The sequence below is a fragment of the Bifidobacterium callitrichos genome (assembly GCF_008698085.1).
Lineage (GTDB): Bacteria > Actinomycetota > Actinomycetes > Actinomycetales > Bifidobacteriaceae > Bifidobacterium > Bifidobacterium callitrichos.
In genome coordinates, this window is the sequence record NZ_RZJP01000001.1 from 790,136 (window position 1) to 809,607 (window position 19,472).

14 protein-coding genes and 1 pseudogene are annotated in these 19,472 nt (G+C 64.3%); 1 reads left to right on the forward strand and 14 read right to left on the reverse strand.

The window, feature by feature from the left end; all coding sequences use genetic code 11:
- Positions 1 to 4: 4 nt before the first annotated feature.
- The 3 genes and pseudogenes from EMB92_RS03475 to EMB92_RS03485 all read right to left on the reverse strand — a co-directional run bounded on the left by EMB92_RS03475 (position 5) and on the right by EMB92_RS03485 (position 4,363).
- Positions 5 to 2,536: a hypothetical protein gene (locus EMB92_RS03475; RefSeq protein ID WP_150393767.1), complete on the reverse strand. Its 2,532-nt coding sequence runs from the start codon at positions 2,534 to 2,536 to the stop codon at positions 5 to 7.
- On the reverse strand, positions 2,536 to 3,024 hold the full coding sequence (locus EMB92_RS03480; RefSeq protein WP_150393768.1) for a hypothetical protein: 489 nt from the start codon (positions 3,022 to 3,024) through the stop codon (positions 2,536 to 2,538). The genes EMB92_RS03475 and EMB92_RS03480 overlap by 1 nt, the downstream gene beginning before the upstream one ends.
- A 117-nt stretch (positions 3,025 to 3,141) precedes the next feature.
- Positions 3,142 to 4,363, reverse strand: a pseudogene (locus tag EMB92_RS03485) (IS3 family transposase).
- Positions 4,364 to 4,724: 361 nt separating this feature from the next.
- Here EMB92_RS03485 and EMB92_RS03490 point away from each other — a divergent pair.
- On the forward strand, positions 4,725 to 5,690 hold the full coding sequence (locus EMB92_RS03490) for a hypothetical protein (RefSeq protein ID WP_150393769.1): 966 nt from the start codon (positions 4,725 to 4,727) through the stop codon (positions 5,688 to 5,690).
- A 47-nt stretch (positions 5,691 to 5,737) separates the two neighbouring features.
- Here EMB92_RS03490 and EMB92_RS03495 read toward each other — a convergent pair whose 3' ends face one another.
- The 11 genes from EMB92_RS03495 to EMB92_RS03545 form a co-directional block, all read right to left on the reverse strand.
- Positions 5,738 to 7,750, reverse strand: coding sequence for a RecQ family ATP-dependent DNA helicase (locus EMB92_RS03495; RefSeq protein WP_150393770.1), 2,013 nt, complete (start codon positions 7,748 to 7,750; stop codon positions 5,738 to 5,740).
- 46 nt (positions 7,751 to 7,796) lie between these two features.
- Positions 7,797 to 8,981 carry a cystathionine gamma-synthase gene (locus tag EMB92_RS03500; RefSeq protein WP_043166841.1) on the reverse strand — a complete coding sequence of 395 codons (1,185 nt, stop codon included), beginning with the start codon at positions 8,979 to 8,981 and terminating at the stop codon, positions 7,797 to 7,799.
- 150 nt (positions 8,982 to 9,131) lie between these two features.
- Positions 9,132 to 10,154 carry a pyridoxal-phosphate dependent enzyme gene (locus tag EMB92_RS03505; RefSeq protein ID WP_140445169.1) on the reverse strand — a complete coding sequence of 341 codons (1,023 nt, stop codon included), beginning with the start codon at positions 10,152 to 10,154 and terminating at the stop codon, positions 9,132 to 9,134.
- Positions 10,155 to 10,700: 546 nt separating this feature from the next.
- Entirely contained in the window at positions 10,701 to 11,540 is an 840-nt protein-coding gene (locus EMB92_RS03510; RefSeq protein ID WP_150393943.1) for an ABC transporter ATP-binding protein, read from the reverse strand.
- A 14-nt stretch (positions 11,541 to 11,554) separates the two neighbouring features.
- Positions 11,555 to 12,415 (reverse strand): ATP-binding cassette domain-containing protein, encoded by an 861-nt coding sequence (locus EMB92_RS03515; protein ID WP_140445170.1) that lies wholly within the window; start codon positions 12,413 to 12,415, stop codon positions 11,555 to 11,557.
- A 177-nt stretch (positions 12,416 to 12,592) separates the two neighbouring features.
- Positions 12,593 to 13,417, reverse strand: coding sequence for an ABC transporter permease (locus EMB92_RS03520; protein ID WP_395951759.1), 825 nt, complete (start codon positions 13,415 to 13,417; stop codon positions 12,593 to 12,595).
- A 53-nt stretch (positions 13,418 to 13,470) separates the two neighbouring features.
- On the reverse strand, positions 13,471 to 14,439 hold the full coding sequence (locus EMB92_RS03525) for an ABC transporter permease (RefSeq protein ID WP_150393772.1): 969 nt from the start codon (positions 14,437 to 14,439) through the stop codon (positions 13,471 to 13,473).
- Between the two features lie 170 nt (positions 14,440 to 14,609).
- Positions 14,610 to 16,310 (reverse strand): ABC transporter substrate-binding protein, encoded by a 1,701-nt coding sequence (locus tag EMB92_RS03530; protein ID WP_150393773.1) that lies wholly within the window; start codon positions 16,308 to 16,310, stop codon positions 14,610 to 14,612.
- A gap of 244 nt (positions 16,311 to 16,554) precedes the next feature.
- Complete coding sequence (locus EMB92_RS03535) at positions 16,555 to 17,208, reverse strand: peptide deformylase (protein WP_150393774.1); 654 nt, start codon at positions 17,206 to 17,208, stop codon at positions 16,555 to 16,557.
- 47 nt (positions 17,209 to 17,255) lie between these two features.
- Positions 17,256 to 18,641 carry a phosphoglucosamine mutase gene (glmM, locus tag EMB92_RS03540; RefSeq protein WP_043166829.1) on the reverse strand — a complete coding sequence of 462 codons (1,386 nt, stop codon included), beginning with the start codon at positions 18,639 to 18,641 and terminating at the stop codon, positions 17,256 to 17,258.
- A 174-nt stretch (positions 18,642 to 18,815) separates the two neighbouring features.
- Positions 18,816 to 19,247: a TSUP family transporter gene (locus EMB92_RS03545; protein WP_150393775.1), complete on the reverse strand. Its 432-nt coding sequence runs from the start codon at positions 19,245 to 19,247 to the stop codon at positions 18,816 to 18,818.
- Positions 19,248 to 19,472 lie beyond the last annotated feature (225 nt).

A 19,472-nucleotide genomic window follows, 5' to 3' on the forward strand; every position in this document is an offset into this window, starting at 1 on the left:
CGTCTCAACACACCTCCCTGTTTGATGATCCACGCCGTGTTCTACGTGATGCGCCATGCTCATCCGTGGCATGCAGTCCCCTGCCGAACACACATTCGACTTCCACGAATGCACCGGTGTGCATGCCGATGCAGTCCAATGGGGTCGGCCGTACTGACGCAGGAATTCTGCCAGCCGAGCGCAACCTGATGCAGACCGCCTGCGCCGTATCGTGTACGATGTGTTCGGCCAAATCGATCATGTCTGCCACGTCACGCGATTCCATGTTCGAAATCATCGTCTTCGCGGTGGATACTTCCATGCGGTGGAACGTGCGTAACAGATTTACAAGCTTCAGCTCCGAAACCAATGCATCCTTAGCCCCATCCGATCTACCCTTCGCCCCCATCGCGGCGTCCAGCAACCGCATGCCAGCGCGCCGGCCTGTTCCACAAGGCACGGTCAAGCGATGTCTCTTATATCTAGCTAGCCGAATCAAAGTCCAGCAGGCTTTATGAAAGCGGTCGCCACCATTCGCATCGCATGCATCGACGAGTCTCGCTAATAGTTCCACCCCTCGTTCGGAGGCCAGCAGTCCACCGAAACCAGCAACGGACGCTATGTATTGGATGGCGTCACCGGTGCCTCTCGCCGAAATCGCATAGTCACGTACACCACGATCAGTGACCTGACCTCCCTGTTTGCTCAGATGGCCACGTTCCCGGTACAATCTGGCAAGACGACTACCGCTGCCCCACATGACCGTTCCCTCATATCGCTCCAATGCGGTGCCAAGTCGCCAAGCGTTGACATCCTGATAGGGTGAAACTGGGTCGGCTGCACGATAGGACAGGAAATGTCCATGCCCATCCAGTCCGGTTGCATGCACCGTTTCAGATGCCAGCCATTCGCTTACCGCGCGGTCGGATGCCTGATGGAAACGCCATACGGCATCTGACATAGCATCATCCTCATATGCATCGTTTCCTGCCAATACTTCGGAGACCCCTGAGACGATCGTGTCACGTGCGTCCGAAGTCGCATACCAGTCAGCCATACCGGGATAGACCCACACGGATTTCGATGTCCTCCCTCTGGACCCGCCGTCTGATTTTTTACCAATCATCGCAAGATATCGCTCATACGACGCACCGGAGAGCTCACGACGTTCTCCACGGTATCCGGCATATCCGCATATGGCTTTGCGCAGACCTACGTATGCATACTCCCTCACACCGGAGCCCCCGCCCGGAGAAGCGACCATCCTGCTTACGCATGCGTAGTCGAACAGATTACGCATCGCTTTCCGCGCCGTGGAGGGCGGATCAATGCGGTCATATATCAATGCATTGCACAGAGCAAACAACGTCACGTCAATGAATGATGGATCGTCTGCAATCATCCGGCACGCCAACCGCAGCTGGGCGACATCGCCCTCGGGCGGCATCAGATCGCACCACCGCGAGTATCCGCGCGACACAGCACGGTGAACGAAGAACATGCGAGCCATCAGCTGATTCCATAGTCCCCCGTCAAGTACTCCATCGTCGGTCTCTTCATCGGTGCCGCGGCCGACGGCTACACCGACACGGTCGGCATCCTCATGAATAGCATCCGCGAGCGCACAGTAGCATCGCGGGTCACGCGAGGACTGGTCGACGCCGCGCCAATGCTCGTCATAGGCCATACGCTCACGCTTCCAAACCGCTGACAGCACGGCATGCCATACGCACCATGACAGTACCTGTTCTCGCCTTCGAGGTGTGTTGCGTCGATTACCCGCCACGCACCGTGCCCACGAGGACATCGCGTCGCGTAGACGCTCCGGCACGGTGGGGTTCTTCGACGCATATCCGTCGGATGACGGAGTTCCTGCCATGGCCAGCATCATGGACGGCTCTGAGGGTGAATCCAACCGCCACCGTGCGATCAATTCGCTGGTTGCATTGGAAGGTTCGGCGGACGCGGCGAACCATCCACGAACGGTCTTTTTGGCCAGTTCTTCGGCGGCGCGTTTCGCCAATGTTCGCAGCATCGTCATCGACTCGATGTCACCGTCAAACCCATATTCCCGTTCGACGGCTACAACGAATTCACGGCGATCGATGTCAGCGGGCAGGCCGGCAATGAAGTCGACAAATCCGTCGAACTCGCTTTGGATCGCCAGCGTTGCCTCCATTACGGATTCTTCATCCGGCTCGTAACCGATGCGGGCAAGGTTGCGGGTCTGGATCGGAAACGTATGTTTCTGATCGATGATCAGGCATATGTTCATGAAATCCACACCCAGAGCGAGATGATCATGACCGTTGTCGCTCTCGCAATCCGGTGTATCGCACACATCACCGGCTGATCTACCGGATGGATCCTCTCCTATGCCATCATCAACTCCCTGATCTCTGAGATAACGGGTCATCAGCTTACCCATTGCGATGCCGTAGTCCTGCAGAAAGCTTCGTACGATATCCGGATGCACCGGTTCCAGCCACTCCCCCGGAAACCACGACTCCGACAGACGCACCCGGGCACTGGAACGTATCACGCCGTTGTCAGACATCAGTGCAGCACCCCCATTCTCCATATAACATCGACCGGCACACCTTTCGTACGGGCATAGCCGACTACATCGCCGGTCCCGCCCAAAGCAACAGCCGGATGACCGTCCCACAACGCCATAAGCCGATCGCACCGTTTCACCATGTAACGTCCCGCGGCAATGTATGCCTCACCAGAAGGACCATCATACGGTAATACGACACTGCTCGAGCTACGAGAAAGCAGCTCACGGTAGGATTTCGCTCCGACCGCATCGAACGTGCTTTCATACCTCCGGCACGGAATCACGGCTTCGAAATGCAGTCCCTCCTCCAAGGCCACCCGGGCGACCATCTGATCAGCCCCTTCAGCGAGACAGCCCATCACAGTGACCCGGGTCATTCGATCCGACTCCCCCTGCAGACGTTGCAGCAACGAGCGTACATCAGACTCCACCTCATGCATGATGACGCCGGGAATATGCTGATGCCCCGTGACCGCTACGATCATGCGCACCTCCTCACCCGATGGGACGCCTTATGATTCCACAGTAGCGTCGGATTGCTATGTGAAGTGGCCTGATTTTTGTTCCGCCTCTACTGTGAGACGGCTTGTGCCGCTTGTTGTCTATAGTACTCGTTCTCCACGTCCTGTGGGGTCCTGTAGCCCAGCGAGGCGTGCAGTCGTTTCGAGTTGTACCACGAGACCCACCGCATCGTCGCGTATTCCAGTTCGTCGACCGTCCGGCAGGGTTTGTTGACCCAGACCAGCTCGCGTTTGTACGTGTTGTTCGTGCGTTCCGCCAGCGCGTTGTCGTACGAGTCGCCGACCGTGCCGGTCGACGGGAGCATGCCCGCGTCCGCCACGTGCGTGGAGTACACGAGACTGATGTACTGCGACCCGTGGTCGGAGTGGTGCACGCACCCGTCCGCGCCCCCGTGGCAGCGGGCCCACATGACGGCCTGCTCCAGCGCCTGCAACGGCAGGTCCTCGGTGCGCATCGTCCCGGCGACCGCCCAACCCACGATCCGACGCGCGAACGCGTCGGTGACGAACGCGACGTACGCGAACGATCCGTCCGCCAAACGCACGTACGTGATGTCGGCCACGTGCAGACGGTTCGGCGCCGACGCCTCGAACTTGCGCCCCACGAGGTCGAGCCTGCCGCCCCTGCCCCTGGAGGGGATCGTGGTGACCGGTCTCCTGCCGCCGCCGACGCCCCGGATGCCGAGCCCGCGCATGATCCGCGCGACCTGGTCGCGGCCGACCTCCCCCGGATCCCAGCCCTGGCGGATGAGCTGATGCCATACCTTGCGGTACCCGTACACGCGCATGAACTCGTCGTCATGGATGGCGGCGACGTCGCGCGCCAGCGCCTCATGCCTCGCCGCCATGCGGCTCGGAGGCCGGCGTTTGAACGCCCTGTAGCCGCGCGCGGTCAGGAAACCGCAGTCCAGTCCGGCGGACAGGACCCTGCAGATCGGCCCGACCCCGAAACGGCCCCGGTACGCGTCGACGTACGCGGCCTTCAACGCCGTGTCGGGTCGAGCCTGGCCGCGAAAAAAGCCGACGCCGTCGTCAGGATCTCGTTCGCCCTGCGCAATTCGGCGTTCTCCGCCCGCAGGCGCTTCAACTCGGCCGCGGTCTCCTCCGCGCCGCGCGCGGCATCGGCCCCGGCCGTCCGGTCGGCCTTGTTCCTCCACCTGCGCAACGTCTCGGACGAGACTCCCAGACCCTGCGCGACCGAGGCCACAGCCCTCGTCTCCGACGAATGATTCGCGCGCGACTCCTCCAGAAGCCTCAACGCCTTCGTCCGGAACTCCTCCGTATAACGGGTCTTACCACTCATGTTCCTAGTCTCCCATCAATGAGATAAAACACGGAACAAAAACCAGGCCACATCAATGTCATGCAAACCTTGCAAGAGGCACAACATGGTCTGCGACGTCCAAGGTCACGAACTTCTGATACCATGCTGAACGTTTATGAGGGCACTTGTCCTTCCCCATTCTCATTCAGCCTTATCTTGCGACGCATGCGTATACCCATACGACTACGTCCGTGCACCTGCAGGGGGAAGAAACGTAGATGTCCGCGATTCATTGCTCTTTTTCGTATCCGATCACAACGGTTTCCCGTCATTGAACCCTGTGAACGCAATCGACGGATCCGGCCGCACAAACGCCGGCATGACCGGAAGGAAACAGAGCATGCTGCAACTCCCCTCGAATCGCCATCATCGCATTTCAAATGTGAGTCAAATCAACGATCTCATCCGATATATATACGACGAATCGCGCGAACGTCCAATACTGGTGCTCACTGTTGCCACGGGCAGACGTGAACCGGACATCGATACCATGGCACTATCCGAAACACTGGGACACGTCATTGACGTCGTCCTCATCTCCGATGACAAACTCGCCGAGATGCTTACCCGCGGCTTTATGGAATCCGGGCATGCGGATCTTGCCGTTTATCAGGGTGCAGCCCGATTGTATCCGGTGATTTCCACACGATCGGCATCACTATCCTCCGTGACGGCACCGCTGTTTTTCGTAGATACACCGCAGCATCGGGACAAACTATTCGACGCACTTTCACAACTGCTCCCAGATGTGCGATCAGCGCTTGAGATACGTGGCAAACTCAATGCGTTGCACGAACACGGCGGCGTACGCCGCCTCGCATTTCTCAGTGAGTTACGAAGCAAATTCTCTCCGACACTGGTCACGACGCCAGCCGAGGCTCGCGAGCTGGCGACGTTTCTGCTGTCGTCGGGACGATGCCAGCCAATGATGATCATCTCCCATACCAGACATGATCAGAAGCCGTTCGTCGACGTCGAACTATTGTCGGGCCTGTTACATGGCATCGCCTATGTGGTGGAAATCGTAACACCGGCAGCCTCGTCGGAATTCAGGATTCATGTAGCTCCAACAGCGGCGGTATACGGGGAGGCCGGACGTGTCTACCCCACCGGCACTCTATGGAATGACGCCGGTACACGGCTGCGCCTGTTCATACCCAACGATCACATCTCGCGCATGTTGCTGACCAACCTGATGGCTGCAGAAGCACTTTCCCTGCGCGCCGATGACATCCGATCATCCGATTCATGGTCGGACCAATGGAATGAACGATGGGGAGGCGCAATCGCCAAAGCATCCGCCTAAATATCGTATAACCAGCGTCCGGTACCGGCGCATGTCCAACCAAACGGTCAAGATGCGGCGTTGAACGCGGCGATCTCCTCCATGAATCGCTTGCCGTACTGACCGAGCTTGCGCTCACCCACGCCGTTGACGGCGAGGAACTGGGCGTCGGTGACCGGCCTGATGCGCGCCATGTCACGCAGAGCGCGGTCGGAGAAGACGATGTACGGCGGTTTGCCGATCTCCTGCGCGATCGTGCGACGCAACACGCGTAGCCGCTCGAACAGCGCGTCCTCCTCGTCGCTCGGCACGCAGGCGTCCACATCCGCAGTCGCAGAGCCACCCCTAGCGCCGCCGACCGTGCCGGCGGCACCATATACGGTCGAACTCGCCGTACCTGCGCCTCCTGACAACGAGTGGTCAGACCTGCGGTCGACGCGCTTGATCTCATAGCGGAAATCAGGCGAAACCGTCTCCGCCGCACGACGTCCGAACTTCACGATCGGCAGACGCCCCGCATCGATGTACAGGAACCCGTCGGTGGCCATCTGGCTCAGCACGTCGCGGATGCGCGCCTCGGGCACGTCCCTGAGCATGCCGAACGTGGGCATGCTCTGCGGGTTGAGCCACGCGAGATCCTGCGCCTGCGAACCGCGCAGGATCCTGACGATCTTGCCGGAGCCGACCCGCTGGTCGACGTCGTGCACGCACTGGCTGATCGCCCGGGCCACGGCGGACACGTCGATGGTGGTGAACGTACGCTCGCAGTTCGCGCACGCCCCGCATTTGACGGGCTTGCCGGACGCCGACACACCACCATTCGCACCCGCGACCGGCCCGTCCTCCTGCCCGAAGTATCGGGTCATGTAGCGGTGCAGGCACTCGGTGGTGCGGCAGTAGCCGATCATCCCGTCGAGCAGGCGCCGGCGGTTGCGCCGCGCGATCTCCTGCTCCTCGGGCGTCATGCGCTCGTTCTCGTTGTCGTTGTCGAGCAGGCGCCGGCGCGTGACGATGTCCGACTCGTTCCACAGCAGCGTGCACCGGCTGGGTTCGCCGTCGCGCCCCGCACGACCGGCCTCCTGATAGTACGCCTCGATCGACTCGGGCATGTTGTGGTGGATGACATATCGCACGTTCGACTTGTCGATGCCCATGCCGAACGCGTTGGTGGCGACGACGACCTGCACCCGGTCGGTGACGAAGTCGCGTTGCGCGGCGGCGCGCACGTCGGCGCTCATGCCGCCGTGATAGGCGACGGCGAGACGCCCGGCCGACGCCACTCCCCCGGTCGCACCCCCGAGTTTCGCCGGCACCGCACGGTTCAGCGTGTCGGCGAGCGACTCGGTCTCCTTGCGCGTGGAGCAGTACACGATGCCGGACTCCTGCGCGTGCGCGGCGATGTAGTCGGCGATCCACGCGGCCTTGCGCTTGCCTTCCATCATGATGACGTCGAAGTAGAGGTTGGGCCGGTCGAAGCCGGTGACGGTGACCTGCGGCGAGCGCAGCCCCAGAAGGTTCACGACGTCGTAGCGGACCTTCTCGGTGGCGGTGGCGGTGAACGCGCCGACGATCGGGCGGTGCGGCAGGGAGGCGATGAATTCACCGATCGACAGGTACGAAGAGCGGAAGTCCTGTCCCCATTGGGAGACGCAGTGCGCCTCGTCGACGGCCACGAGCGAGATCGGCGTGGACGAGGCGAAGTTCCTGAATCGCTGCGTCTCCAGGCGCTCCGGCGCGACGTAGAGGAGTTTGACCCGGCCTGCGGCGGCCTGTGCAAGCACCATCGACTGCTCGTCGGGGGCCTGCGTGCCGTTGATGAACGCGGCGGGCAGGCCTATGTCGTTCAGAACGTCGACCTGGTCCTGCATCAGGGAGATGAGCGGCGAGATGACGACGGTGACGCCGGGCAGGAGCACGGCCGGGATCTGGTAGCACACCGATTTGCCGGCGCCGGTGGGCATGACGGCGAGTACGTCCCGCCCGCCGAGCAGCGCGTTCACCACGGCGGTCTGCCCGGGGCGGAACGATTCGTAGCCGAAGTATCGTTTGAGCGCGTCGAGCGCCGCCGTGGGTTCAGTCATGCTTCCAGTGTAGAAGCAGGTGGAAGCAGGGCGCTCCGCCGGCGTCTCAGAGCGCCTTGAAGGCCTGGTCGAGGTCGGCGATGAGGTCGTCCGCGTTCTCCAGCCCCACGGAGATGCGGATCAGGTTGGCGGGCACCTGCAGGGTGGTGCCGGCCACGGAGGCGTGGGTCATGGCGGCAGGCACCTCGATGAGGCTTTCGACGCCGCCGAGCGATTCGGCCAGCGTGAAGATGCGGGTGTGGTCGACGAAGCGCTTGGCCGCCTCGCCTCCGGCGGCGAGCTGCACGGAGACGACGCCGCCGAATCCGCCGTGCATCTGACGTGCGGCGATCTCGTGGCCGGGGTGGGATTCGAGGCCCGGGTACCAGACGCGTTCCACCACATCGGACGGCTGGGATTCGAGCCATTGGGCGATCTTGAGCGCGTTGGCGGAGTGGCGTTCGACGCGCAGGGCGAGGGTCTTGAGGCCCCTGATGTCGAGCCAGGAGTCGAACGGGGAGGGCACGGCGCCGGCGGCGTTCTGCAGGAAGGCGACTTCATCGCGCACCTCGGCGTCGTTGAGGACGACGGCGCCGCCGACCACGTCGGAGTGGCCGCCGATGTACTTGGTGGTCGAGTAGACGACCGCGTCGGCGCCCTCGCCCAGCGGATGCTGGAGCGCGGGCGAGGCGAACGTGTTGTCGACGACGACCTTGGTGCCGTACTTGTGCGCGATCTCGGCCGTCAGAGCGATGTCGGTGATGTTGAGCAGCGGGTTGGACGGGGTCTCGACCCACACGTACGCGTAGTGCTTGGCGGCGAGCGCCTCCTCGACGGCCTTCGCATCGGTGATGTCGACCACGTCGAGGCCAACGCCCCACGGCACGAACACCTTGGCGAGCAGTCGGTAGGTGCCGCCGTACACGTCGTTGCCGAGCAGGATGCTGTCGCCGGGCTTCAGGGTGGAGCGCAGCAGCACGTCGATGGCGGCGAGTCCGGAGGAGAAGGAGAGCGCGTACTTGGCGCCTTCGACGGCGGCGAGCTGCTCGTCGAAGCTGGTGCGCGTGGGGTTGATGGAGCGCGAGTAGTCGTGTCCGCCACGAAGGCCCAGCACGCCGTCCTGCTTGAACGTGGAGGTGGCGTAGATCGGGGTGACGACTGCGCCGGTGGTGGGGTCGGGCTCCTGACCGGCGTGGATGGCGCGGGTGGCGATGTCGGCTGCGGCGAACTGGGCGTTGTATTCGGCGGACATGGTGATTGGTTTCCTTTCGGTGTGGTGCGCTTGGGGCTTATGAGTGGATTTGGGTACGTTGTCGAGGGTATGGCAATGGCCGGCGCATATGGCGCCGGTCGGTATCGGTGTTGGTGATGACCGGTTATCCGGTCGGTTATGGGCGGAAGGTCACAGGTACTGTTCGGCGAGCGACGGCCGGGAGGTGCGTTCGACGATGTCACCGTAGCCGTTGGCGCGCATCCAGTCGTCGTTGAAGATCTTCTCCAGATAGCTGCGGCCGGAGTCGGGGGCGAGGACGACGACGAGCTGGTCGGCGCCGAGGTCGTGTTCCTTCGCGTACTTGATCGCGCTGACGACGGCCATGCCGGAGGAGCCGCCGACGAGCAGCGCCTCCTCGGCGGCGAGCCTGCGGGTCATCTCGAACGCCTCGGCGTCGTTCGCCTTGACGATCTCGTCGGGGATGGAGCGGTCGTAGGCCTTCGGGTAGAAGTCCTCGCCCACGCCCTCGATGTCGTACTGGTGCACGTCGGCGAGGCTGGGTGCGGAGTAGATCGAGCCCTCCGGGTCGGATCCGACGACGACGACGCGGCCGTCGGAGGCCTCCTTCAGATATTTGCCGGTGCCGGAGATCGTGCCGCCGGTGCCGATGCCGGCGACGAAGTGCGTGACCTTGCCGTCGGTCGCCTCCCAGATCTCGGGGCCGGTGGTCACGTAGTGGCTGGCGGGCCCGTTCGGGTTGTCGTACTGGTTGGGGCGGAATCCGCCGGGGATCGACTTGGCGAGTCGTTCGGCGACCTGGTAGTAGGAGCGCGGGTCGTCGGGGCCGGCGTCGGTGGGGGTGACGACGACTTCGGCGCCGTACGCGCGCAGCACGGCACGCTTGGATTCGGAGACCTTGTCCGGCAGGGTGAAGATCGTGCGGTAGCCGCGCTGCTGGGCGACCATCGCAAGGCCCACTCCGGTGTTGCCGGACGTGGGTTCGACGATGACGCCACCGGGCTTGAGCTCCCCGGAGCGTTCGGCCGCGTCGATGATGCGCGCGGCGATGCGGTCCTTGGACGAGCCGCCGGGGTTCATGTATTCGATCTTGACCGCGATGGTGGCGTTGACGCCCTCCTCGGCGGGGATGTGGTTGAGCTTGACGAGCGGGGTGTTGCCGATGAGCTCCGCGGTGCTGTTGGCGATGGTCATGTTCGTCTCTTTCCTTGTGGTTCGGGTGGGTTGTCGGTTGGTTGATGATGGATTGGATTGGTGGCATATGGATGTGCGATGCCGTGTCGCGGACCGACGTTCCCTGACGAAAGGAAAGTGACGAGATTGATTGCGTTCGATGCGGTGCGATCCCGTATCCGGTGATCGTATCCGGTGTTTTCCGATGATGCCGGTGTTCCGGGCCGTTCGCCGGATGCGTGATCCGTGGCCCATGTGCCCTGTTGCTCATTGGTCTGCCCCGAAGACCCGGTTATCGATACCCCCAACGTACCAATAGCCTTGTGCGACTGAAAACCGCTGCGCACGAATCGAGGTGAAATGCGGCTACGCCGCGCCCGAATGCCCTATCTCAAGTTATGCGTCACTGACCGTTCGCCCGGGGGCGTCGGTTAGCGACAACAACACAAGAGAATCTGCATGTCTCACACGATACCACCCTCATCGGCGAGGGCGTGTCGCACGGGCCCGCACCGTCCGCATCGTGGACATGGATGATACCTGTTGCCATGTCTCTCCCCGGCCGGCCTACAGCGAGGCGGCTTCGATGAGGCGGCGGGTGTAGTCGGATTCCGGGGCGTCAAGGACCCGCTCGGTGGGTCCGGTCTCGACCGCACGCCCCTCGTTGAGGACGAGGATGCGGTCGGCGATGTGCCGTACGACGCCGAGATCGTGCGAGACGATGATCAGCGCGGGGCGCTCGCCGTCCATGCCCTCGCCGGTGAGGATCGACTGGAGGGTCTCGAGGATCTGCACGCGCGAGGCCACGTCGATGGCGCTCATCGGTTCGTCGGCGAGGATCACCTTCGGCTCGTTGACGATGGCGCGGGCGATGGCGACGCGCTGCGCCTGTCCGCCGGACAGGTCGCACGGGTAGCGGTTCAGGAACATGCGTGGATCGAGACCGACACGGGCCAGCGCCTGCACGGTCTTGCCGGCAACCTCGTCGAATGCGTAGCCGAGCGCCTTGCGCCGCAGCCACAGCGGTTCGGACACCGACCGTTCGACGGTCCAGCGCGGGTCGAGCGATCCATACGGGTCCTGGAAGACGATCGACGATTCGGCACGCAACGCACGCATGCCCGTCGAACCGCGTTCGACCGCGGACCCACGGTAGAGGATCTCGCCGGAGTCGGCCGTGTCGAGCCCCAGCATGATGCGCGTGAGCGTGGTCTTGCCCGATCCGGATGCGCCGATCACGGCGAGGCACTCCCCCGCATGCACCTCGGCGGACACGTCGAACAGCACCTGCCGGCGCGTTCTGTGCGCGAACAGCCCCCGGTGCATGGCGCGGTCGACGAACGACGTGTCGATGTGCCGTGCGGCGAGCAGCGGCTGCTGCGTTGCCGTTGCGTCTGCGGCGTTCATAACGTTCATGGCGTTCATGACTGTGCGACTCCCCCTTCATCGGCACGCGACGTGCCGTCGGCATGCAGCGTCAGCCTGCGCGCGGCCGTGACGAGCTCGCGAGCGGGCGCCGTTTCGGGCGCGGCGAGCAGATCGGCCGTGTTCCCCGATTCGACGATACGCCCCTCGTCCAACACGTAGCAGCGTGTGGTGGCGCGCGAGAGCACGGCGAAGTCGTGGGTGATGAACAGCATCGAGGCGCCCGCGTCGTCGACGAGCGAGACAAGCAGGTCGACGATCTGACGTTGCGTGATCGAGTCGAGCGCCGTGGTGGGCTCGTCCGCGATGATGAAGCGCGGCGAGGTGATCAGCGCCGTCGCGATGCCGACGCGCTGGCGCTGTCCGCCCGACAGCTCGTGCGGCCGCTTGTTCAGCACGTCGTCGGACAATCCGACCTTGCCGAGCATCATCCTGACACGTTCATCACGTTCCGCAGCCGTGAGGTCGTAGTGCAACCGCAGTGGCAGTGCGATCTGCCGCGCGACGGTCATCACCGGGTTCAGCGCCCGCGCCGGGTTCTGGAACACCGTCCCCACATACCGCCCGCGCAGGTCGGCCAGCGTCCGCTCGTCTGCATAGGAGGCCGGAGCCGAGTCGCCGCCATTACCCTCGCCACTCGCACTCCCAAGGATCTCCGCATCCCCCATCGAAATCCCGCCGCACAGCGAAGCGCCCTGTGGCAACAACCCCAGCAAGGCCTTGGCGATCATCGATTTGCCCGACCCGGACGCCCCGATCAGCCCGACGCGCTCCCCATCGCCAACCTCGAGATCCACTCCATGCACGATCTCAACGCCGCCCAAGGCAACCCGCAGTCCACGGACAGAAACACTCATCGAACACCTCCCCGAGGCACAAGCAGCAAACGCGACGAACACCCCCAACGGAGGGGTGAGGCGGGTGACGCCGTACCGGACCGTAGGCTTGGCCGAGCGGCCTTGAGCGTGTCCGGTACGGCGTCAGCCGTCTCACCCCGGCCGTAACGAGAACGAATCAAACCGACGACCATCGCACTAAGCCTCCCGCAGCAGAGGATTGGCGACCGGATCGCCCGCATCGCGCAGGGCGTCGCCGAACAGGTTCAACGCGATGACGACGAGCGTGACCACCAACCCCGGCCACAGCACCGTCAGCGGAAACACGTTGATGAGCTTGACCGATGTGGAGAGCGAATGCCCCCAGCTGGGCACGCCCGCGCCGACGCCGACGCCGAGATACGTAAGCCCCGCTTCGGCCAGCACCGAGGTCCCGGCGGACATCGACAGCTGCACCGCCAGCACCGGCGTGATGTTCGGCACGATGTGCTGCACGAGCACGCGCAAGCCGCCCGCCCCGTTCGCCCGCGCCGATTCGACATACTGCGACCGCGCGGCGAGCAGGGCCGCGGGCCGGGCCACGCGCGCGAGGTTCAGTCCGTAGGCGATCGAGCATGCGCCGACGACGACCGCGGCGGACGCGCCGAACGGCACCGCGAGCAGGAGGGCGATGAGCACGGTCGGAATGGAGATGAGCGCGTCGACGACGGCGACCGACACGGAGGCGAGCGCCGTGGATCGGGCTACCATGAGGCCGACGAGCAGCAGTCCCAGCGCGGCGGAGCCGATCACGGTGAGGCCGGCGATCACGAGGTTGGTGCGCGAGCCGGCCATGAGCCAGCTCAGCACGTCGGCGCCGGTGCCGTCGGTGCCGAGCCAATGGTCGGCGGACGGCGCGGCCCAGACGTGGTAGCCGTCGGTGGCGAGCAGCGGCCGTGGCGTCCAGAACAGCGAGACGAGCGCGACGAGCGCCCAGAGGGCGAGCACGACGAGCGCGTAGCGTCCGGTGCCGCTCGACCACATGGTGCCAAGGATGACACGAGCGCGGCGCGCCGGAGTCCGTTTGGTCACGGCCATCACTCCTCCTCTCCCGCGGCAAGTCGCGGATCGAGCGCCCGATGCGTCAGGTCGACGATCAGTCCCAGAATCAGGAAGAACGCGGCGAGCAGGAACAGCTCGCTTTCAACGGCGACGAGATCGCGGTTGCCGACGTCGCCGACAAGCAGCGCGCCGAGCCCGGGCAGGGCGAACAGGTTCTCGATGACCATGACGCCGGTGATCATCGACGCGAACGTCAATCCCACGACCGAGACGAGCTGCGGGGTCGCGAGGCGCAGTCCCACCTGGAGCATCGCCTGTGTGCGGGTCATGCCGCAGGCCATCGCCATATCGACCGGACCGCCGTCCGAGGCGATGTCGTCGAGCGCGGAACGCGTGTAGCGCATGATGCCGGCCGCCGCGACGAAGCCAGTGGCGAGCGCAGGCAGGATCAGCGAGGCGAACGCGCGGACGGGATCGCCCGACCAGCCATCGGCGGGGAATCCCTGCGAGGGAAACAGGCCGATCAATCCGACGCCGCGGCCGAAGAGCAGGAGCAGCAGCAGGCCGCTCCACAGGGCGGGCACCGCGCCGCCCGCTATGGCGAGCACGCGCAGGAACCCGCGCAGCCGTGGCGAGCGGGCGATGGACGCGGCGCAGCCGAGCGGCAGGCCGACGGCGAGCGCGACGACGAGGCTCATGACGATGAGCGGGAACGTGATGGCTGCGCGGCGGCTGACCTGCGCGGCGACGGATCGCCCGGTCAGCGCGGACATGCCGAGGTCGCCGTGCAGCAGTCCGCCCGCCCAGTCGAGGTACTGGACGATGTAGGGCCGGTCGAGGCCGAACTCTGCGCGCAGTTCGGCCACACGCGAGGCTGAGGCGTTGGTGCCCGCCATGACGACGGCCACGTCGCCCGGCAGGATGCGCAGCGCCGCGAACACGAGCACCGACACCCCGACCAGCGCCACCGCAAACAGCAGCAGCCGCTTCACCAAGAACCGCATAAGGATTCCTTTCGCTAACGCAACATGCTCGTCGGAAGTGAGCGGGAGATGACGATTCCCCGTTCAGGACCGTAGGACTTGGCCGAGCGGCCCGGAGCGTGTCCGGAATGGGGAATCGTCATCTCCCGCGACCACCGCACTACTCGGTACCGATCAAAGGTAAGACGCCGTCACTTCACTGGCGTGTAGGTGACCTGCCACAACGGCAGCACGGTCTGGGAGAGGTTCTCCGGGTATCCGGAGACACCCTTGGCGTAGGCCTGCGTCACCCTCCAGCTGAACAGCCAGTCGGCGGGCGCGTCCTCGGAGACGATCTTCGCGGCCTGGGCGAGATACTTGGAGGCCTCGTCGTCGGAGGTCGCGGCGAGCGCCTTCGCGTAGAGGTCCTGTACCTCTTTGGAGTCGTAGTGGTAGTAGTAGCTCGGCGTGGCCCACTTGTAGAAGTCGTGGCTTTCGGCGTGGTCGACGAGCGAGAGGTCGTAGTCGCCGTTGGTGTGCACGTCCTGCAGCCAGGTGGAGAATTCGACGTAGTTGATCTTCAGGTCGATGCCGATGGGCTTCAGCTGGCTCTTGAGCTGGTCGCCGAGTTCGGTGCCGTACACGTTCGCGTAGGTGAGGGTGAGTTGAAGCGGCTTGGACTCGGAGTAGCCTGCCTCGGCCATGAGCTGCTTGGCCTTGGCCTCGTCGTGCGGGTACAGGTCGGTCAGGTCCTCGTAGCCGGGGTCGACCTTGGGGATCGGGCCGCCGAGCGGGGAGTCGACGCCGCCGCGGGAGGCGATGATCTGCTGGTGGTCGATGCCGTAGCGGATGGCCTGGCGCACGCGCTTGTCGGTGAGCTTCGGATTGGTCATGTTGAACGCGAGGACGAACTTGTCGGAGCCGTCGCCCTCCTTGACGACGTAGTTGGAGTCCTTGCGGAACGGTTCGGCGAGGGTGGCGGTGATCGGAGAGAGCACCTGCACGTCGCCGCTCTTGAGCGCGTTGATCCCGGCGTTGTCATCGGGCAGGAAGCGGATGATCACGTTCTCGGTCTTCGCCTTGTGTTCGGTTCCCCAGTACTTCGGGTTGGCCTTGAACACGATCTTGTCGCTCGGGTCGAACGAGGAGACGGTGTACGGTCCGGAGCCGAGGGCGCCGGTCTTCTCGTCCCACGTACCGTCCTTGTCGTAGACGAGTCCGGGGCGGCCGGTCAGATACCACAGCATGTTGGAGTCGGGCGCGGAGAGGGTGATCTTCACGGTCTTCGAGTCGACGGCCTCGGCCTTGTCGAGGTTCTTGACCTGATCGTAGTTGTAGTACTTGTTCGCCTTGAGCTCGTTGATGGACCAGGCGATGTCGTCGGCGTCGAGCGCGTCGCCGTTGGAGAAGGTCATGTGCTCGTTCAGGTGGAACGTGTAGGTCAGGCCGTCGTCGGAGACCTCCCAGCTCTTGGCGAGTCCGGGGTGGACCTTGTTGTCGGAGCCGCGTGAGACGAGGCTTTCGTACACATTGCCGATGAGGATCTGCTCGAGTGCGGAGCCGGACTGGTGGCGGATGTCGAGGTTGACGGGCGCGAGCTTCAGGCCGATGGCGACGGTGTCGGCCTGCTTGGCCGCGGCGGTGCCGCTTGTGCTCGCCGAACCGTTCCCGCCGTTCTGCTTGTTGGTGAAGAACGCGTTGACGCCGACGACGAGCGCGCTGACGACGATGACCGCGATCAGCGACCACAGCCACCACTTCGGATTCCTGCCGTTGCCGTTGCGGCCGGCGCGATTGCCGCCTTTGGGGGTCTTCGCGCGGGCGTTGAGGCTCGCGTCGGTGCTTGCCGTACTGGTACTGGTTGTGGTACTGGTTGCGCCGGCTTCGCCGTGCACACCATTGTTCTGGGACATGTTCTCTCCCTGTTCGGCTCGTTCGGGTATGCTTGCGCGTCCCGGATCGATGCCGATTCATATGTGGTTATGAGTTTGATTATGTGCGGTTGACCGCCCGGGGAAGGGTCGATCACCGGGTGCCATTATAGCCCTGCCCGTGAGCATCCTCATCGATCGCGAAACAACGAAGGCCAGCCCTCGATGGGCTGGCCTGTTGCAGTGTACGGCTTTTGTCTCTCCCTCACCCGGCGGAGCCGGTGGCTTACAGCTCGAAGCCAAGTTCCTCGGCGGCTTCGGTGGGGACCGGATCCTCGGCCCAGAAGTCCTCGAGGTTCTCGTTGGTGGCGAGGGAGCGGATCTCCGCCTTGTCGATGTACAGTTCGCCGCTCAGGTGGTCGGTCTCGTGCTGGAAGATGCGGGCCGGCCAGCCGTGCAGACGTTCCTTGTGGTGCTTGCCGTCCTCGTCGTCCCATTCGGCGTCGACGTCGAGCCAGCGCCTGCGCACGGCCTGATAGCCGTCGAAGCTCAGGCACCCTTCGTAGAAGCTGGCGGTCTTCTCCCCCACCGGCGTGTACTTCGGGTTGATGATCACGTGGAACGGGAATTCGGCGATCTCGCGAGGATCATCCTCGTCGTCGCGCACATGGTCCTCGACGACGGCGAGCGCGAGCCCCAGGCCGATCTGCGTGGCGGCGAGGCCGACTCCCGGCGCTTCGAGCATGGTGGTGCGCATCGTGTCGATGAGCTTGACGAGCGTGTGCTTGGACAGCTGGCCGTCGTAGGCGGCGGTTTGCTGGCGCAGCACCGGCTCGCCGGCCTGTACGATCGGCAGGATCTTCTCCTTGCCGCCGGATTTGATGAGCTGTTCGACGTCTCGGTTGAGCTCGATGTCGACCTTCGTGTTCTTCCCGAACATGTGGCTGGGTTCCTCCGTGGGATTCCGTGTGATTCGTGGGTTGGGGCTTACAGGGCGAGCTCGTCGGCGACGACCTTGGCGAGGCGTGCGCAGACCTCGTCGGCCTGCTCCTGCGTGGCGGCCTCGGCCATGACGCGAACCAGCGGCTCGGTGCCGGAGGGGCGCAGCAGTACGCGGCCGGTGTCGCCGAGGAGCTTCGACTCCTTCTCGACGGCGGCCTGCACCTTGGCGTTGGTGGTGGCGGCCATCTTGTCGACGTTCGGCACGTTGACGAGAGTCTGCGGCAGCTGCGGGAAGTCGGCGGCGAGCTGCTTCAAGCTCTTGCCGGAGCGGACGACCTCGTTGCACAGGGTCAGTGCGGTCAGAGTGCCGTCGCCGGTGGTGGCGAACTCGCGGTTGATGACGTGGCCGGACTGCTCGCCGCCCAACGTGTAGCCGCCGCGCAGCATCTCCTCGAGCACGTAGCGGTCGCCGACCGCGGTCTGCACGGTCTTGATGCCCATGTCCTTCAGGGCGAGCTTGAGCCCCAGGTTGCTCATCACGGTGACGACGAGCGTGTTGTCGGCGAGCTTGCCGGCCTCCTTCTTGGCGCGTGCGAGGATGCCCATGATCTGATCGCCGTTGACCATGTTGCCGTCCTCGTCCACGGCGAGGCAGCGGTCGGCGTCACCGTCGAACGCGACGCCCATCACCGCATCGGTGGCCTTGACCATGGCCTGCAGCTGCTCGGGGTGGGTGGAGCCGGCGTGCTTGTTGATGTTGTATCCGTCCGGGGAGGCGTTGATGACCATGACCTCGGCGCCGGCGCGGCGCAGCGCCTCGGGGGCGACGACGGAGGTGGCGCCATTGGCGCAGTCGGCCACGATCTTCAAGCCCTTCAGGGGCTTGGGCTGGGTCTTGTCCGGGTTGATCGGGGCGATGGTGGAGACCAGGTGATCGATGTACAGGTTGGTGGCGGTCACGGTGTCGTGGCTGACACGGCCGACGCCGGCGCCGGTGGGACGATCCCAGTCCTGGCCGAGCACGGCCTCGATCTCATCCTCCTTGGCGTCGGGCAGCTTGAAGCCGCCGCGTGCGAAGAACTTGATGCCGTTGTCGGGCATCGGGTTGTGGGAGGCGGAGATCACGGCGCCCATCTCGACGTTGAGCACGGAGGTCAGGTAGGCGACGCCCGGCGTCGGGATGATGCCCGCGTCGATCACGTCGAAGCCGCCGGCGGACATGCCCGCGGCCAGTGCGGAGGCGAGGAAGTCGCCGGACACGCGCGTGTCACGACCGACGAGGGCGCGGCGGCGGCCCTCCGGCTGGTTGTCCTGCGTTCCCGCGTCACCGAGCACGCGCACGGCGGCATCGCCCAGATCGAGCGCGAGACGCGCGGTCAGATCACGATTCGCGAGACCTCGAACACCATCGGTTCCAAACATCTTCGGCATAGTTGCTCAACATCCTTATCATCGATCGATCGAAGACGACGCGTCCGCCCTCACTGAGCCGGACGACGCAACGCCCCGTTACCGACCACCATGGTAATCGGCGCGTCACGCGAACGCACGCCGACACGGAATAATGTCCGATTCGGCCACATTCGCGCATATCCGAGCGCCCCGTCACCGGTACGTTTTCAGAGCGAGGTCGACGGTGAGGATGACGCCGGCGATGACGGCCGCCCAACGCATCGCGTTCGCGGGGATGCGGCGTGTGATGGGCGGGGCGATGCAGCCGCCGACGAAGCAGCCGACGCACAGCATGATCGCGGCCGGCCAGTCGACCGCTCCCCTCGCGATGAACACGACGGACGCGGTGAGGAACGAGGAGAACAGGATCAGCGCCGGCGCGGCGAACTCGAACACCTTCTCGTCGAGTTCGAGCAGCAGGAACGCACCGGCGACACCGCCGAGCGCACCGATGGCCATGTAGACCGCGACGCGCGCCGCCTGTCCCTTGAGTTCGTGCTGCGCCCCGACCACTCCGCCGATGCCGGCGCCGATGCCGGCAAACATGATCAGCAGCAACGTGACGATCGAGAATCCCACGACCATACCACAACATCCTTCCGGTCAGGGGGATCGACGGTCCATCCGGTCCGGGATATCCACCCCATTGCCGGCTCGATTCCTAACGTTTTCCTAACGGTCGTGAGTGAGAATACCCCGATTCCAGCGGCCTGTGACGGTTCTCTTGCCATGTGGACGGATTCACCGTACGTTCCCGGTGGCCATAGGCAAGCCGGCCCCGTTCGGCGTACGCTGACTGCCGCTCACCGT

Coding starts and splice junctions, on each gene's coding strand:
- EMB92_RS03505 (WP_140445169.1), bottom strand. CDS start 10,154: ATGACCATCGCCAACAGCACCGCGGAGCTCATCGGCAACACCCCGCTC.
- EMB92_RS03530 (WP_150393773.1), bottom strand. CDS start 16,310: ATGTCCCAGAACAATGGTGTGCACGGCGAAGCCGGCGCAACCAGTACC.
- EMB92_RS03495 (WP_150393770.1), bottom strand. CDS start 7,750: ATGACTGAACCCACGGCGGCGCTCGACGCGCTCAAACGATACTTCGGC.
- glmM (WP_043166829.1), bottom strand. CDS start 18,641: ATGCCGAAGATGTTTGGAACCGATGGTGTTCGAGGTCTCGCGAATCGT.
- EMB92_RS03525 (WP_150393772.1), bottom strand. CDS start 14,439: ATGCGGTTCTTGGTGAAGCGGCTGCTGCTGTTTGCGGTGGCGCTGGTC.
- EMB92_RS03545 (WP_150393775.1), bottom strand. CDS start 19,247: ATGGTCGTGGGATTCTCGATCGTCACGTTGCTGCTGATCATGTTTGCC.
- EMB92_RS03480 (WP_150393768.1), bottom strand. CDS start 3,024: ATGATCGTAGCGGTCACGGGGCATCAGCATATTCCCGGCGTCATCATG.
- EMB92_RS03515 (WP_140445170.1), bottom strand. CDS start 12,415: ATGAGTGTTTCTGTCCGTGGACTGCGGGTTGCCTTGGGCGGCGTTGAG.
- EMB92_RS03510 (WP_150393943.1), bottom strand. CDS start 11,540: ATGAACGCCGCAGACGCAACGGCAACGCAGCAGCCGCTGCTCGCCGCA.
- EMB92_RS03520 (WP_395951759.1), bottom strand. CDS start 13,417: ATGTGGTCGAGCGGCACCGGACGCTACGCGCTCGTCGTGCTCGCCCTC.
- EMB92_RS03490 (WP_150393769.1), top strand. CDS start 4,725: ATGCTGCAACTCCCCTCGAATCGCCATCATCGCATTTCAAATGTGAGT.
- EMB92_RS03535 (WP_150393774.1), bottom strand. CDS start 17,208: ATGTTCGGGAAGAACACGAAGGTCGACATCGAGCTCAACCGAGACGTC.
- EMB92_RS03475 (WP_150393767.1), bottom strand. CDS start 2,536: ATGTCTGACAACGGCGTGATACGTTCCAGTGCCCGGGTGCGTCTGTCG.
- EMB92_RS03500 (WP_043166841.1), bottom strand. CDS start 8,981: ATGTCCGCCGAATACAACGCCCAGTTCGCCGCAGCCGACATCGCCACC.